The organism is Siminovitchia acidinfaciens (assembly GCF_003605385.1).
Lineage (GTDB): Bacteria > Bacillota > Bacilli > Bacillales > Bacillaceae_C > Siminovitchia > Siminovitchia acidinfaciens.
Genome location: NZ_QYTV02000010.1, coordinates 44,668 through 59,111 on the forward strand (window position 1 = coordinate 44,668; position 14,444 = coordinate 59,111).

Annotated in this window: 13 protein-coding genes; 11 read left to right on the plus strand and 2 right to left on the minus strand. The window is 44.0% G+C overall.

Features of this window, described 5'->3' with window-relative positions:
- Positions 1-2 precede the first annotated feature (2 nt).
- Both D4T97_RS17180 and D4T97_RS17185 read left to right on the plus strand, forming a co-directional pair.
- Entirely contained in the window at positions 3-725 is a 723-nt protein-coding gene (locus D4T97_RS17180; protein WP_126052005.1) for an amino acid ABC transporter ATP-binding protein, read from the plus strand.
- Positions 726-743: 18 nt separating this feature from the next.
- Entirely contained in the window at positions 744-1,520 is a 777-nt protein-coding gene (locus D4T97_RS17185) for a transporter substrate-binding domain-containing protein (RefSeq protein WP_126052006.1), read from the plus strand.
- A 76-nt stretch (positions 1,521-1,596) separates the two neighbouring features.
- On the opposite strand, the gene D4T97_RS17190 is transcribed toward D4T97_RS17185, so the two are convergent.
- On the minus strand, positions 1,597-3,243 hold the full coding sequence (locus tag D4T97_RS17190) for a PucR family transcriptional regulator (RefSeq protein ID WP_126052007.1): 1,647 nt from the start codon (positions 3,241-3,243) through the stop codon (positions 1,597-1,599).
- A gap of 199 nt (positions 3,244-3,442) precedes the next feature.
- Here D4T97_RS17190 and D4T97_RS17195 point away from each other — a divergent pair, with 199 nt between their 5' ends.
- The 9 genes from D4T97_RS17195 to D4T97_RS20595 all read left to right on the plus strand — a co-directional run bounded on the left by D4T97_RS17195 (position 3,443) and on the right by D4T97_RS20595 (position 13,215).
- The gene (locus D4T97_RS17195; protein WP_126052008.1) at positions 3,443-4,795 is read left to right on the plus strand and encodes an aspartate aminotransferase family protein; all 1,353 of its coding nucleotides are present in this window, start codon (positions 3,443-3,445) and stop codon (positions 4,793-4,795) included.
- Between the two features lie 239 nt (positions 4,796-5,034).
- On the plus strand, positions 5,035-5,712 hold the full coding sequence (locus D4T97_RS17200; protein WP_126052009.1) for a CoA transferase subunit A: 678 nt from the start codon (positions 5,035-5,037) through the stop codon (positions 5,710-5,712).
- On the plus strand, positions 5,697-6,350 hold the full coding sequence (locus tag D4T97_RS17205; protein ID WP_126052010.1) for a 3-oxoacid CoA-transferase subunit B: 654 nt from the start codon (positions 5,697-5,699) through the stop codon (positions 6,348-6,350). Before D4T97_RS17200 ends, D4T97_RS17205 begins: the two co-directional genes overlap by 16 nt.
- Positions 6,351-6,395: 45 nt before the next feature.
- On the plus strand, positions 6,396-7,577 hold the full coding sequence (locus D4T97_RS17210; RefSeq protein WP_126052011.1) for a thiolase family protein: 1,182 nt from the start codon (positions 6,396-6,398) through the stop codon (positions 7,575-7,577).
- Between the two features lie 51 nt (positions 7,578-7,628).
- Positions 7,629-8,891, plus strand: coding sequence for a peptidase (locus D4T97_RS17215; RefSeq protein ID WP_126052012.1), 1,263 nt, complete (start codon positions 7,629-7,631; stop codon positions 8,889-8,891).
- Between the two features lie 122 nt (positions 8,892-9,013).
- The gene (gene ablB, locus D4T97_RS17220) at positions 9,014-9,862 is read left to right on the plus strand and encodes a putative beta-lysine N-acetyltransferase (RefSeq protein ID WP_126052013.1); all 849 of its coding nucleotides are present in this window, start codon (positions 9,014-9,016) and stop codon (positions 9,860-9,862) included.
- Between the two features lie 51 nt (positions 9,863-9,913).
- Entirely contained in the window at positions 9,914-11,368 is a 1,455-nt protein-coding gene (gene nhaC, locus D4T97_RS17225) for a Na+/H+ antiporter NhaC (protein ID WP_235872295.1), read from the plus strand.
- 236 nt (positions 11,369-11,604) lie between these two features.
- The gene (locus D4T97_RS17230) at positions 11,605-12,927 is read left to right on the plus strand and encodes a sodium-dependent transporter (protein WP_126052014.1); all 1,323 of its coding nucleotides are present in this window, start codon (positions 11,605-11,607) and stop codon (positions 12,925-12,927) included.
- 135 nt (positions 12,928-13,062) lie between these two features.
- Positions 13,063-13,215: a hypothetical protein gene (locus D4T97_RS20595; protein WP_164525621.1), complete on the plus strand. Its 153-nt coding sequence runs from the start codon at positions 13,063-13,065 to the stop codon at positions 13,213-13,215.
- Between the two features lie 285 nt (positions 13,216-13,500).
- Here the strand turns inward: D4T97_RS20595 and pdxS are convergent, their stop codons facing one another.
- Positions 13,501-14,382 carry a pyridoxal 5'-phosphate synthase lyase subunit PdxS gene (gene pdxS / locus D4T97_RS17235; RefSeq protein ID WP_126052092.1) on the minus strand — a complete coding sequence of 294 codons (882 nt, stop codon included), beginning with the start codon at positions 14,380-14,382 and terminating at the stop codon, positions 13,501-13,503.
- Between the last annotated feature and the right edge of the window lie 62 nt (positions 14,383-14,444).

The window sequence follows — 14,444 nt, forward strand, 5'->3', positions numbered from 1 at the left end:
AGATGATCAAAGTTAAAAATCTGCACAAATACTTCAAGGACTTACATGTATTAAAAGGAATAGATTTGGAGGTTAAAAGTCAGGAAGTTGTCGTCATTCTTGGAGCGAGCGGGTCAGGAAAAAGCACGTTGCTCCGCTGCCTGAACTATCTGGAAGTAAAAGACGACGGTGAAATTTGGTTTGAAGAAACGAAGGTCGATCCAGCAAGTATAAAGCTTAACAAGGTTAGAGAAGATATCGGAATGGTATTTCAGCATTTCAATCTGTTTCCCCATAAAACGGTGATTGAAAACATCATCGAGGCGCCCCTTATTGTCCGAAAAATGGACAAGGAGAAAGCTAGCCAACAAGGGATGGAGCTTTTGAAAAAAGTGGGATTGGCTGACAAGGCGCACGTTTATCCAGAGAAACTGTCCGGAGGACAGAAGCAGAGGGTGGCGATTGCCCGATCATTAGCTATGAATCCAAGGGTCTTGTTGTTTGACGAACCGACGTCTGCGCTGGATCCCGAATTGGTTGGCGAAGTATTGAATGTTATGAAGGAACTTGCTCAAGAAGGCATGACGATGGTGGTAGTGACACATGAAATGGGCTTTGCACGAGAGGTGGCCGATCGGGTTGTATTTCTGGATAACGGAGTTATCGCAGAAGAAAGCACACCTGAGCAGTTTTTTACAAATCCAAAGAGCGAGAAAGCTAGACAGTTTTTGGGAAAAGTTTTATAAAAACAGGGGGTAATTATTTTGAAAAAGTCAATTTATTTAATGTTGGCGGTTTTAATTTTAATGAGTCTTTTAGCAGCATGCGGGTCAAAAAACAGCGAACCCGCAGCCAGTGAGGAGAAAAAAGAAGATTTTGTCTTTGCATCAAGCGGACTGTATCCGCCGTTCAACTATCAGAACAATAATAAGCTTGTCGGATTTGATGTGGAAATTGGTACTGCGATTGCTGAGGAGCTTGGTATGAATCCGAAGCCGGTAACAAATCCATGGCAAACGATCATCGCTGCATTGCAAGCTGAAAAATTCGATGCCATCATCGGAAGTATGGCAATTACGGATGAAAGATTGAAGGAAGTTAATTTTACTGACCCTTATTATGAATCAGGCGCGCAAGTATTCATAAGTGAAGACAATGACTCTATTAAAACTGTTGATGACTTGAAAGGCAAAACAATCGGCGTTGTTGTGTCCAGTACGTTTGAAGAAAATGCCAAAGAGTATACAGACGATGTAAAAACATATGACAGTGACGTAACGGCGTTGCAGGATCTTTTAGTAAAAGGACGTTTGGATGCTGTAATCACTGACCAACTCGTCGGAATGTATGCAGTCAATGAAAACAACTTGAAGATCAAGCAGATTGATGAGCCAATCTACCTGGATAAAATGGGAATTGCCATTAGAAAAGAAGACGAAAAGCTGTTGGAAGACGTAAATAAAGCTTTGCAAACCCTTAAAGAGAATGGAAAATATGGTGAAATCAGCGAAAAATATTTTGGTGAGGATATTTCCAAATAAGTTTGACAAATTTCGGGGAGCGACAGGCACCTTAAGGTCTGAAAAGTGAAAACGCCACGCCCTTGAAAAAGAGCCATTACGGCTCTTTTTTCAATACATTCACTAATTTATACGCCATGATACCCAGCTGCAGCTTTAGCAAATCCTCTGTGGATTTTATGTCCAGCCCTGTCCGGACTTCAATCTGGTTCAACCTATATCTTAACGTGTGACGGTGAATATACAATTCTTCCGCAGCTTTTTGGATGCTTTGGTTATTTTTAAAATAACTGTCCAGCGTTTCGATCAAATCGATTTCTTTATCGTGATCGCCGATCAAACCGCTTATATGCTTCTCATAAATTGATCTCAAATCAATACCAGAACGCTCCATTTCCAACAGCAAATCGTACATTCCCAAATCTTCGTAATGGACGATAGTCACATTTTTACCGATCAGCCCGCTCAATTTTACAGCATGCTGCGCCTCCCGTGCACTTTTTCCAAGTTCATCCACCTTCTTGTAACATTGTCCAATTCCGATGATCAACTCGATTCTAGGAAAATAGTACGTCCAACTTTTCAATAATTCTTTTGCAAGGTTCATGCAATATTTATATTCTTCCTCTTTGCTCTCCCCTACTACGTTGGTCAAAAAAATGATGGAATTTAATTTTGTCTGGATCAGATGCTGCTTTTTTGTTTGACCAAGGATCTGGCCGGTTATATGGTACAGCCGATCAATCACATTGACGTCGGCATCTTTACTGTTTTTAAAAGCCAGATGGAAAACTGACTGATCTAATGTCAGATCATAATCAAGCTTCAACCCATGGTCAATAATGACCCTCTCGTTTATATAATTTCTGTTAAAAATATCCTCGAGAAAATTGCTTTGAATCCGCAGCTGCGTTTCTTCTATTGCCTGTTTTTTCAAAAACTCCATGGCATAGATAGGTGCTGCCTGCTCAATCGCAATGTCATCAAGTTCCTGCCAATCGGACACCATTTTTGTCATGACAATCCAGCCGTAGCAAGACTGCTTGGCAATGATTGGATAGACGGTTGAAATAAGATCTTCAACTGTAAAATTGACTTTGGTCTCCTTATTTAAACTGTCTATCAGATGTTTAGAAATGTCGAAGTCTTTATCGGTATGGAATTTCGTTTGAACGAGCTTCAAATCACCACTTTCGTATATCACGTCGTAAAACTCATTATAGATGGCAATGTTGGCACCTGTAAGCTGCCCCAGCCGCTCCGTGACATCCGTAAGGCTTTGATCATTTAAAATTAGATTCGTTAGTTCACGGTGAATATTTTCCGCCTGCTCCAGCAAATGCATCTGGTTGTTCACGATTTGTTCCAGCAAAGCTTTCGTGATCTCAGAAAAATTGATATCTGTTGGTATTTCGATTAATGGCAAGTCATTTTCATTGGCTAATTCTATGAAACTGGCCGGAACTTCTTTCATATAAAAGCCCGTGTATATAGCGATTCCGGATAATAGCCTTGATTTAAGTAAATTGTGAAATACCTCCATCTGTTCCTCGTTTTCCATTAATCCGAATCCGGTTGTAATTAAAAACTCCCCCGGCTGTAATCGCTCGATATCTTCCAATACTTCCACGATGGTTACCCACTTAATATTGTTTTCGATCCCTTTGTGCCCCGCTGCCAACCTTGTTTTTTTCATAACAGGCAACTGGAGCGCCTTTTGAATACTGATTGCTATTGTAACCATCCCCTATTTTCAAAGATTATACACGGCGTACAATGAACACTGTTTTTTTTTACAATTTGGTCGAATAGAATGACTCTTTGACCTTAGCTATAATTTTATTATACACATATTACCATTGATCGCATGAGGATAGCACAGTAAACGCTTTCCATCATGGTGATTAAATGTGAATTTCAGATAATAATTGAGGTGGATACCTATGAATCAAACAAATTTAATCAAACCTGTCCTAGATCATGAATACCCGTTAATTACGCACGGAAAAGGCATTTATTTATATGACGAACAAGGAAAACAATATATTGATGGTTCTTCAGGTGCCGTAACAGCCAGTATTGGACATGGTGTACAAGAAATTATTGATGCGATGGCCGAACAATCCAAAAAAGTGTCTTTCGTTTACAGGTCTCAATTTTCCACGGAAGCGGCTGAAAAACTGGCGAAAAAAATCAGTGAAATATCCCCTGGAGATTTAAACTGGTCTTTTTTTGTGAACAGTGGTTCCGAAGCTACAGAAACTGCGATGAAAGTAGCCATTCAATACTGGCAGGAAAAAGGAATGAAAACAAAAAATAAAATCATTTCCAGATGGATGAGCTACCACGGTATCACTATGGGCGCCCTGTCCATGTCGGGTCATATCACCCGCAGGCAGCTCTTTGAACCGATGCTAGAAAAGTATCCATCCGTTTCAGCTCCTTACTATTACCGTGACGCCGCTCATAAAACGATAGAGGAATGCGACGATTTTTATGCACAAGAGTTGGAGAAAGCGATATTACGAGCCGGTAAAGATAATGTTGCCGCATTTATCGCAGAGCCAATGATCGGAGCAGCAGGTGGAGCGCTTATCCCTTCAGACCAATACTTCCAGAAAATGAAGGCTGTCTGCGATGAGTATGACGTTTTATTCATAGCTGATGAAGTCATGACCGGAATGGGGAGAACCGGAAAAATGTTCGGCATGGAACATTTCAACGTGATACCTGACATTATGGCGACTGGTAAAGGCATGAGCGCCGGCTACACGCCGATGGCCGCAACCATTGTAAGCGAAAAAGTGATGGAGCCGATTTTAAACGGATCAAAAATCATTATGAGCGGCCACACATTCAGCGCCAACCCGCAATCTGCCGCCACATCGCTGGCAGTATTGAATTATATCGAGAAAAATAACCTTGTTGAAAACTCCGCCCGTATGGGTGCTTATTTAAAAGAAAAAATCAATGAGCTTGCCAGAACAAGTGAAATCATTGGCGATGTCCGCGGAAAAGGCCTTTTTGTCGGCATCGAGTTTGTAAAAGACAAATTGACGAAAAAGTCATTTGCGCGCGAATTGGATGTCGTTAATAAAATCGTCCAATTGAACTTTGATGAAGGCCTTCTCGTCTATCCGGCAAACGCAGGTGCAGAAGGATTAACCGGAGACGCAGTCATCCTGTCACCCCCTCTTACAATAACGAAAGAAGAAGTCGATGAACTGGTTAGAAGGTTTGCAATGGCTCTTGGGAAAGTTGAGCGGGAGCTTTTGGGTGAACTGTCTAAAAGTTGAGTGCAGGCCCATAAACCAGGAAAAATGTTGGATGTTTTTGAAAAGCGGAGAGTATTTTCGGTAAGGCAATAGTATTTCTGAAATGTGGACAGTATTTCTGGAAAGCAGACAGTATTTTTGAAATGCGGACAGTATTTTGGAAAAGCAGACAGTATTTTCACAGGATAGCTTTCAAGAACAGCAAAAGTGTTGCCAAAAAACTGAAATCCGAAAAATATAGACACAAAGGAGCGTTGACGATGACAAAGGTACGGTCCGTCCAGGAAGCAGTGAAAAATATAAAAAGCGGTTCCTCTCTGATGGTCGGCGGGTTTGGAGGAATCGGGAATCCGCCTACTTTAATTAAAGCCATCTTGGATAATGGCATCGGCGAATTAACATTGATTTGCAATGATGCAGGGTTTCCACATATAGGCATCGGCCAGCTCGTTACGGAAGGAAGAGCAGCGAAGCTTGTGGCATCGCATATTGGGTCCAACCCTAATGCCGGCAGATTCATGCATGAGAATAAATTGGATATTGAGTTTTCTCCCCAAGGAACGCTGGTTGAGAGAATCCGTGCGGGCGGCGTTGGATTGGGCGGTATTTTAACTGACATCGGAGTGGATGGCCTCATAGCCGAGGGCAAGGAAAAAGTCGTTGTTGATGGAAAGACTTTCCTGATAGAAAAGCCCCTCACAGCAGATGTATCCATCGTTTATGCCAAAAAAGCCGATGAGTTTGGGAATTTAATTTTTGATAAAAGTGCAAGGAATACAAATCCGTTAGTGGCCATGGCGGGAACCATCACCATTGCGGAAGCGGATGAAATTGTACCGGTCGGCGAACTCGATCCAGAGGAAATTGTCACACCTGGTGCGTTTGTGGACATTGTAGTAAAAAGCGAAGGAGTGAATTGGACATGGGCATGGGAGTAAATGTTCGTGAAGCCATCGCGAAAAGGGCTGCGGAAGAAATCAAAGACGGAATGGTCGTAAATCTTGGAATCGGCATACCTACTCTGGTTGCCAATTATATTCCTCCAAACATAAACGTCATGTTCCATGCTGAAAACGGTGTTCTGGGTACGGGGCCTGCTCCGTTAACAGGCGAGGAAGACGCCAATCTTTGCAATGCCGGCGGGATTCCAATGACTGTCGTGCCAGGGGCCTCTTATTTTGACAGCACAATGGCTTTTGGCATCATTCGCCGTGGATTGCTTGACGTTACAATACTGGGTGCATTTGAAGTCAGTGAAAAAGGCGATTTGGCCAACTGGATTGTTCCTGGAAAAATTGTTTCAGGAATGGGTGGTGCAGTTGATTTGGCGCAGAAAGCCAAAAAAGTGATTGTACTGATGAACCACACAGACAAATACGGCAATTCGAAAATTGTACGCGAATGTTCGCTCCCACTTACAGCAGAGAAATGCGTCAATTTGATCATTACGGACATGGCAGTTATTGAAATCACTAATGAAGGATTGCAATTAATCGAAGTGAAAGAACCATACTCAGTCGATGAAGTGATCAAAGCCACGGGTGCACCGCTTCACGTGCCCGACTATGTAAAATAGCAGGACTCTCACAGTGCCTACTTTGGAAATAACGGAGGATGAACTATGCAGGATGCAGTAATCGTAGCAGGTGTCAGAACAGCGGTCGGCACTTTTGGAAAGTCTTTAAAAACAGTTGAGGCCGCAGAACTGGGCAAACAAGTTCTCGAGCAACTGATGAAAAAAACAAACTTCCCTAAAAATAACGTGGAAGAAGTGATTTTCGGGCATGGATATGTGCACGGCGGCGGCTTGAACTCCGCTAGAATCGCTTCCCAGAAAGCAGGCTTCTCTGAAGAGACGCCGGCATATGTCGTCATCAAAGCCTGCGGATCAAGCCTGAAAGCCATCACGAATGCCACAGCTTCCATTCAAACAGGGCAAAATGAAGTAATTGTAGCTGGCGGAACTGAAAGTATGAGCAACGTGCCATACTTTGTCAAAAATCGTTGGGGTTCAAAGTTTGGAAATATTACAATGGAAGATGCACTCATGGCTGACGGCCTTGTTTGCTCGCTTGGCAATGAACATATGGGAGTTACGGCCGAGCGGCTCGCTGAAAAGTACCAAATCTCCCGTGAAGAGCAGGATGAATTTGCTTTTAACAGTCACGTAAAGGCTGCCAAAGCAATCCGTGAAAATAAGTTTTCAGATGAAATTATTCCCGTTGAACTTCAAACAAGGGATGGCATCCAATATTTTTCTGCAGATGAAAGCGTCAGAGAGTCTATTGAAAAAGAGAAATTATCTTCGTTAAAGCCGGTTTTTAAAAAGGATGGTCTAGTAACAGCAGGCAACGCCTGCCCTATGAATGACGGGGCCGCCGCTCTTCTGATGATGTCAGCAAAACGTGCGGAGCAGGAAGGATTGCAGCCGCTTGTGAAAGTAAAAGCTTATGCAAGTGCAGGTGTGAACCATTCAGTCATGGGGATCGGTCCGGTTCCGGCAACCAAAAAAGCTTTGGAAAAAGCGGGACTAACCCTGGATGATATTGGGTTAGTCGAATTGAATGAAGCTTTTGCAGCCCAGGCGATTGCCGTCATAAAAGAATTGGGGCTGGACGAAAGCCGGGTAAATGTCAACGGCGGAGCCATTGCTCTTGGACACCCTGTTGGAGCAACGGGCGCCAAATTAAGCGTCACTCTTATTCATGAAATGATTCGCTCTAAAACGAAGTATGGCATGGTCACCATGTGTATGGCCGGCGGTATGGGAATAACTGTTATCTATGAAAATATGACATTATAAAGTGAAGCGGCTTCATGCCGCGTCTACATATCCATTTAAGGAGGGCAAACTATGACACTCAAAGAACAGGTCAATCAATGGATTGATGAAAACAGACAAGGACATATCGATTTTTTACAGAAGTTAGTTCAACTTGCAAGCACGCAAGGACATGAAAAAGAAGTCCAGGAAAATGTCGCGCGCTTTTTAAACAAACTCGGCCTGGAAGTCGATGTATGGGACTTAGACGGGGAAAGATTACAAAAGCATCCCTACTTCTTTTCAAATCGGGAAACATTTGAAAACAGCCCCAATGTGATTGGCGTCTTAAAAGGGACCGGCGGAGGTAAATCGATTATTTTAAATGGACATGTCGATGTGGTTCCTGAAGGTGATCACGATCAATGGGATGACGATCCGTACAGCGGGAAAATCGAAGACGGCATCATGTATGGCCGCGGAGTCACAGACATGAAAGGCGGCAACGCCTCTCTTTTGATCGCACTCGATGCCCTCAAATCACTTAATATCCGCTTAAAAGGCGACGTTATTTTCCAAAGTGTTGTGGAAGAAGAAAGCGGCGGTGCGGGAACGCTGGATGCAATATTGAAAGGCTATAAAGCGGACGCCGCCCTCATTCCCGAGCCGACGAACATGAAAATTTTTCCGAAGCAGCAAGGGTCCAAATGGTTCCGCCTCTTCGTTACAGGCAGAACGGCCCATGGCGGGACAAGATATCACGGCGTCAGTGCGATTGATAAAACATTCATCGTCACCGAACACGTAAAAGAGTTGGAAAAGCTGCGCAATGACCGGATTACGGATCCGCTGTATGAGAAAGTCCCTATTCCGGTGCCCATTAACATCGGAAGTATAAAAGGCGGTGACTGGCCTTCTTCCGTTCCGGATATCGTTCAATTGGAGGGGCGGATTGGAATTGCCCCGAACGAAAAAATGGAAGATGTGCAGGCGGAAATGGAAAAATGGCTTGAAAAACTGGCGGAAAAAGATGACTGGTTCAAAGATCATCCCGTTGAGGTCGAGTGGTTCGGGGCAAGATGGGTTCCAGGCGAAATTGAGACGGACCATCCGCTGATGAATTCGCTGATCAGCAATTTTAAAGATGTGCTAAATGAAGATCCGATCATCGAAGCGGCGCCATGGGGCACAGACGGTGGCCTGCTGGCGCAGGTCGGGGATACACCAGGGATCGTTTTTGGCCCCGGCATAACAAGTCTCGCCCATTTCCCAAATGAGTCCATCGAGATTGAAAAGATATTTGAAGCAGCAAAAGTCATTACAGCCACCATCATTGATTGGTGTGAAATCAGTTAAAACAGCTTAAACCAAAGTGCCGGAGGTTCCCGGCACTTTAAATAAAAAGGAAATTTGTAAGCGCATTCCCATGCAATACACATTTGATCGAAAAGTATCAATAACATCAAGGGGGAAATACAATGCTCGCCACCTATGAAGCAATAAGAGAAAAGGACTTCCATATGACCATTTGCATCGATCCGCCAAATAAGCGCCTGCGAGTGGACGAATATTTGGGAAATCCAGCTTCCATGATGACCCGTATCAACGAAATGGCTAAAGAACACGGCATGACAAAAGCCATTGTAAAAGCTAAAAGGAACGATGTGGAGCTGCTTTTATCGCGGGGATACATCATTGAAGCAATCATAAAGCAATATTACAGAGGGGATGACGCATACTGCATGTCCCTCTACTATGACATCGAGCGCCGGACGAGCGAAGAGTGGATTAAAGAGGACACTATCCTGAACGATGTTTTGAAGCTTCCTTTATCTACTGCAGCAAAAGAACTTGACGATGCCTTTGAAATGCATTTAGGGAAAACCGAAGACGCCGCACAATTGGCTGAACTATATGGCAGTGTATTCGAGAGCTATCCCACTCCCATGAACCAGAAGGACTACATTGAAGAGGTAATGGATGAAGGAACTATTTTTTACATCATCAAAAAGGATGATGCAATCATTAGTGCTGCCTCTGCAGAAATTAATTACGAATACAGCAACGCTGAAATAACAGATTGTGCCACTTTGCCTCAATTTCGCAAGCACGGTTTTATGAAACTGTTAATCACTGAATTGGAAATAGAATTGTTCAACAAACATATCTTCTGTGCCTACTCATTAGCAAGGTCTCTTTCTTTCGGGATGAATGCTTCATTCCATCAGCTTGGTTACACATATACAGGAAGGTTAATCAAAAACTGCGATATCTTCGGAAAGTTTGAGGATATGAGTGTCTGGGTGAAAGACTTGTCCAAATCGTAATGGAGAAAATTAACTAGCGATTATCAAAACATACAATTCAGGGGGACTATCATGAAAGCAACAAACACAAACGAACCAATGGACAAAAAAATAAAGGTCAGCCTATGGGCGGCCCTCATCCCTATCGTTTTTCTTGTAGTTAGCCTGGCTGTTACGCTCATTAAATTCGGTGGCGAAGCACATATACCACTTCTTTTGAGCACGGCAGTTGCCGCTATCGTTGCCTTAAGCATCGGCTTCAAATGGGATTTCCTTGAGAAATCAATCATTCAGAGTATTTCAATAGCCATGCAAGCCATTCTGATTTTGATGGTTATAGGGGTAATAATCGGTACCTGGATTGCCGGAGGCGTCGTACCTACAATGATTTATTACGGGTTGGATCTGCTCTCGCCTACCTTCTTCCTTGTCACCACATGCTTACTTTGCTCAATCGTTTCCTTCGCCACCGGTAGTGCTTGGACAACCGCGGGCACTGTCGGCATAGCAGTATTGGGAATCGGGCAAGGTCTGGGCATTCCAATGGCAATGATTGCCGGCGCGGTCATTTCCGGAGCTTATTTTGGTGATAAAATGTCCCCGCTCTCGGATACTACCAATCTGGCACCTGCCATCGTAGGCGTCAATTTGTACAAGCACATTGGGCACATGATTTATACAACCGGACCGGCGCTAATCATTGCCTTGATTATATACGGCGTGCTTGGTATGCGCTTTGCGGATAAAGCTGTTGATACCGAACAAATTCAATTGATCAAAACCGTACTTTCCGAAAGCTTTTTAATTAACCCATGGCTGTTTATACCGCCTTTAGTTGTCATTCTCCTAGTGGTCCTAAAGATGCCTGCCCTTCCTGGCATGATGATTGGCGGACTTTTGGGTTCCGTCTTCCATGTTTTCGTGCAGGGAGGCAGCTTCGGAGATACAGTAAATGTGATGTACGCTGGCTTTTCCAGTGAAACCGGTGTTGAAATGATCGACAGCCTGCTAACACGCGGTGGACTTGAAGGAATGATGTATACGATTTCATTGATTATCATTGCCATGTCCTATGGCGGAATCATGGAAAAAACCGGAATGCTTCAGGCGATTATGGAAAAACTTCTTTCGCTCACCAAATCAACAGGAAACCTGATTGCTACAACAGTAGGAGCATGCGTCCTTTCCAATGCCATTGCAGCCGACCAATACCTATCCCATGTTATACCTGGGAAAATGTTTGCAGAGAAATATAAGGAAAAAAAGCTGGAATTAAAAAACCTTTCCAGAACATTAGAGGATGCTGGAACAATGACCTCCTCCTTCTTCCCGTGGAATACTTGCGGAGCTTTCATGATGACAACACTGGCGGTGCATCCATTTGAATATGCCCCATATGCTTTCCTGAACATATTATCGCCTGTCATTGCCATCGTTTTTGGCTATCTTGGCATAACGATCGCCAAAGAAAAAGCTCAGGAGCAAACGCTTCAAGTCATTGATGAAAGTAAAGCAGAAAACCTTTGAAAGAGCTGCCTCAGGGCAGCTTTTTTTGAATTCTATAAGTTCCCGGTATTTCTCTGCAGTACTTTCAAATTTTATCTGAAATACTTTCCAACATTGCAAAATACTGCCTGAACATTGAAAATGCTGGCCACGCTTCGATAATATAGTTCTTCTCTCCGCTATCTTAAAACAATAGTTTTTTTTTCTAGTTGAAAAAGCTATAATGGAAACATTGTGTAAAGAAGCGAGTGATTTTGATGAAACAACGAGAGCAGTGGACATCTAAGATCGGTTTTATATTGGCTGCAGCGGGCAGCGCAATCGGGCTTGGCGCTATTTGGAAATTCCCGTACATGGCGGGTACCAATGGCGGCAGTGTCTTTGTGTTTTTATTTATACTTTCAACGCTGGCTATTGGCCTGCCTATCCTACTGGCGGAGTTTGTCATCGGGCGCAGAGGTCAACACGACGCGGTCACATCCTTGAAGCTATTGGCTCCTGGTGGAAAGTGGCATTGGATCGGCTGGATGGGACTGGTCTCGTCTTTTATCCTATTATCTTTCTATAGTGTGGTGGGAGGATGGATTCTTTCCTATTTAGCGAGAGCGTTGATGTTCCGTTTGGACAACACAGATTATGGGGAACTGTTCGGCGCAGTCATCACGAACCCGTTTGAAGTGTTAATCGCCCAAGCAGCCTTTATGTTTTTGACGATTTGGATTGTCCAAGGCGGCGTCAAGGGCGGAATTGAACGGGCTAGCCGGTGGATGATGCCCCTGTTATTCATCTTTTTCATTGTCCTTGCCATCCGTTCCCTGACATTGGAAGGCGCGATGGAAGGAGTCCGATTCCTCTTTGTTCCCGATTGGTCTTTTTTAACAGGGAAAACATTTTTGCTTGCTCTTGGTCAGGCTTTCTTCTCACTGAGTGTCGGTGTTACCGCCATGATGACCTATGCATCTTATTTGCCGAAAGAAGAGCGTCTGGGCCAGTCAGCCTTGAACGTAACCATATTAAATATATTTATTTCTTTACTGGCGGGACTTGTCATTTTCCCCGCGGTCTTTGCGCTGGGCCATTCTCCCGAAGAAGGCCCGGGCCTTGTTTTCGTAATCTTGCCAGCCATCTTTAATGAAATTCCGCTTGGCAGCGTGTTTATGATTATTTTCTTTATTCTAATGCTATTTGCTACACTAACATCTTCCATCGCTATGTTGGAAATTGTCGTGTCGACCGGAATCCGAAAGAGATATGACATGAGACGCCCGATGTCCTGGATATTCGGTATACTTATTTTTCTTGTCGGGATTCCAAGCGCCTTATCGTTTGGAAAATTAGCTGGTGTCCAGCTTCCAGGCGGAACATTCTTCGACTTCGCAGACATTTTGACAAGCAGAATCGGCATGCCGATCAATGCCCTGCTCGTATCCCTGTTCGCCGGATATGTATTGACAAAATCGGAGACAGCCGATGAACTGCGGATGAATCCAGCATTACATGCTTTATGGAAAATCCTTGTCCGATATATCGCACCAGCGGCAATTATCGTGATTTTCCTGGCTTATTTTATTAATGGATAATGTAGGAAACATACCTTAGAAGTCTTGCCGGATTGTTTGCCACTTTCACCCCCCAGGGAAATCGGGAAGATCGCGGTTTATCGGTTAAAAAGAAGGGGAAAAAGTAAAACACGGGGAAGCAAAGGAGGAATTCGTATGCTGAAAGACAAAAAAAACCCATTGTCCGACGCACCGACAGATGCTGAACAGCCGAATGAAGCTACGCAGCAACCTTTTCCTACCCACCCTGACAAGGATTCGGCCGGAGCCGGCGGAATGGCTGCGGTGAATGAAGAAGAAGAGGCATAGACATCTCGTAGCCAAGCTTTGGAATCTGACTGTTAATAATGCAGAAATTGCAATATGGACAAAAGGACATGAGCTGCGAGCTTAATTCAATTGCACCTTAACTTCCGAGAACAAGGCAGGCGTCGCTGAAACTGGAAAATCTGAAGGTATTGATCGAAAACCCCATCTGTTTTTGGGTGGAGGTTCACCCTAAAATGCTTCCTCTATTTTGATATTTAAAGCAAGAACCGCAGTCAGTGAAAATGATGACTGCGGTTTTTTTATTAGTTCCGTAATAAAAATTAATTACCAGCCGCGCTCCGCCATTCTTTCTTCCAGGCTGAGTTGGTTGACGTCGATTCCTTTCATAGCAGCTCCCAATTCTTTTGAAAGCTTGCCGATCAATTCGTAGTCAGTGTAGTTCGCTGTCGCCTCAACAATTGCCTTTGCAAATTTTTCTGGGCTTTCGGACTTGAAGATACCAGACCCTACGAATACTCCGTCCGCTCCAAGCTCCATCATCAACGCTGCATCAGCCGGTGTAGCTACCCCGCCTGCTGCGAAGTTGACTACCGGAAGTCTGCCCTCTTCTTTGATTTGTTTGAGGATTTCGTATGGAGCTCCTAAAATTTTTGCTTCCGTCATAAGTTCATCGTCATTCATTGCTGTCACTTTGCGGACTTGTGCATTCACTTTACGCAGGTGGCGGACAGCTTCAACAATGTTTCCTGTTCCAGGCTCGCCTTTCGTACGAAGCATCGCAGTGCCTTCACCGATACGGCGTGCAGCCTCTCCTAAATCACGGCATCCACATACGAATGGCACGCTGAAGTCACTTTTTAAAAGATGGAACTCTTCATCCGCTGGAGTCAACACTTCACTCTCATCAATGAAATCAACACCCATCGCCTCTAGTACTCTAGCCTCAACGACATGGCCAATACGGACTTTTGCCATGACCGGGATTGAAACGGCACTCATCACTTCTTCAACGATGCGTGGGTCTGCCATTCTTGCAACTCCGCCTGCAGCCCGAATATCAGAAGGAACCCTTTCCAATGCCATGACTGCCACAGCGCCTGAAGCTTCAGCAACCCTTGCCTGCTCCGCGTTGACAACATCCATGATTACGCCACCATTTACCTTTTCCAAAAACGTCTTTGCTCTTTCGCTAACTACCTGTGTCACGCTTCCCACTCCATTCAAAGTTGTATTTTCATTCATTTGCCATTATTATAGAAATAAGGTGA

Bases quoted from the DNA above. Each gene is read 5' to 3' on its own strand.
- D4T97_RS17190 (WP_126052007.1), bottom strand. From the start codon at position 3,243: ATGGTTACAATAGCAATCAGTATTCAAAAGGCGCTCCAGTTGCCTGTT.
- D4T97_RS20595 (WP_164525621.1), top strand. From the start codon at position 13,063: ATGCTGAAAGACAAAAAAAACCCATTGTCCGACGCACCGACAGATGCT.
- D4T97_RS17205 (WP_126052010.1), top strand. From the start codon at position 5,697: ATGGGCATGGGAGTAAATGTTCGTGAAGCCATCGCGAAAAGGGCTGCG.
- nhaC (WP_235872295.1), top strand. From the start codon at position 9,914: ATGAAAGCAACAAACACAAACGAACCAATGGACAAAAAAATAAAGGTC.
- D4T97_RS17230 (WP_126052014.1), top strand. From the start codon at position 11,605: ATGAAACAACGAGAGCAGTGGACATCTAAGATCGGTTTTATATTGGCT.
- D4T97_RS17215 (WP_126052012.1), top strand. From the start codon at position 7,629: ATGACACTCAAAGAACAGGTCAATCAATGGATTGATGAAAACAGACAA.
- D4T97_RS17200 (WP_126052009.1), top strand. From the start codon at position 5,035: ATGACAAAGGTACGGTCCGTCCAGGAAGCAGTGAAAAATATAAAAAGC.
- D4T97_RS17210 (WP_126052011.1), top strand. From the start codon at position 6,396: ATGCAGGATGCAGTAATCGTAGCAGGTGTCAGAACAGCGGTCGGCACT.
- D4T97_RS17180 (WP_126052005.1), top strand. From the start codon at position 3: ATGATCAAAGTTAAAAATCTGCACAAATACTTCAAGGACTTACATGTA.
- ablB (WP_126052013.1), top strand. From the start codon at position 9,014: ATGCTCGCCACCTATGAAGCAATAAGAGAAAAGGACTTCCATATGACC.
- D4T97_RS17195 (WP_126052008.1), top strand. From the start codon at position 3,443: ATGAATCAAACAAATTTAATCAAACCTGTCCTAGATCATGAATACCCG.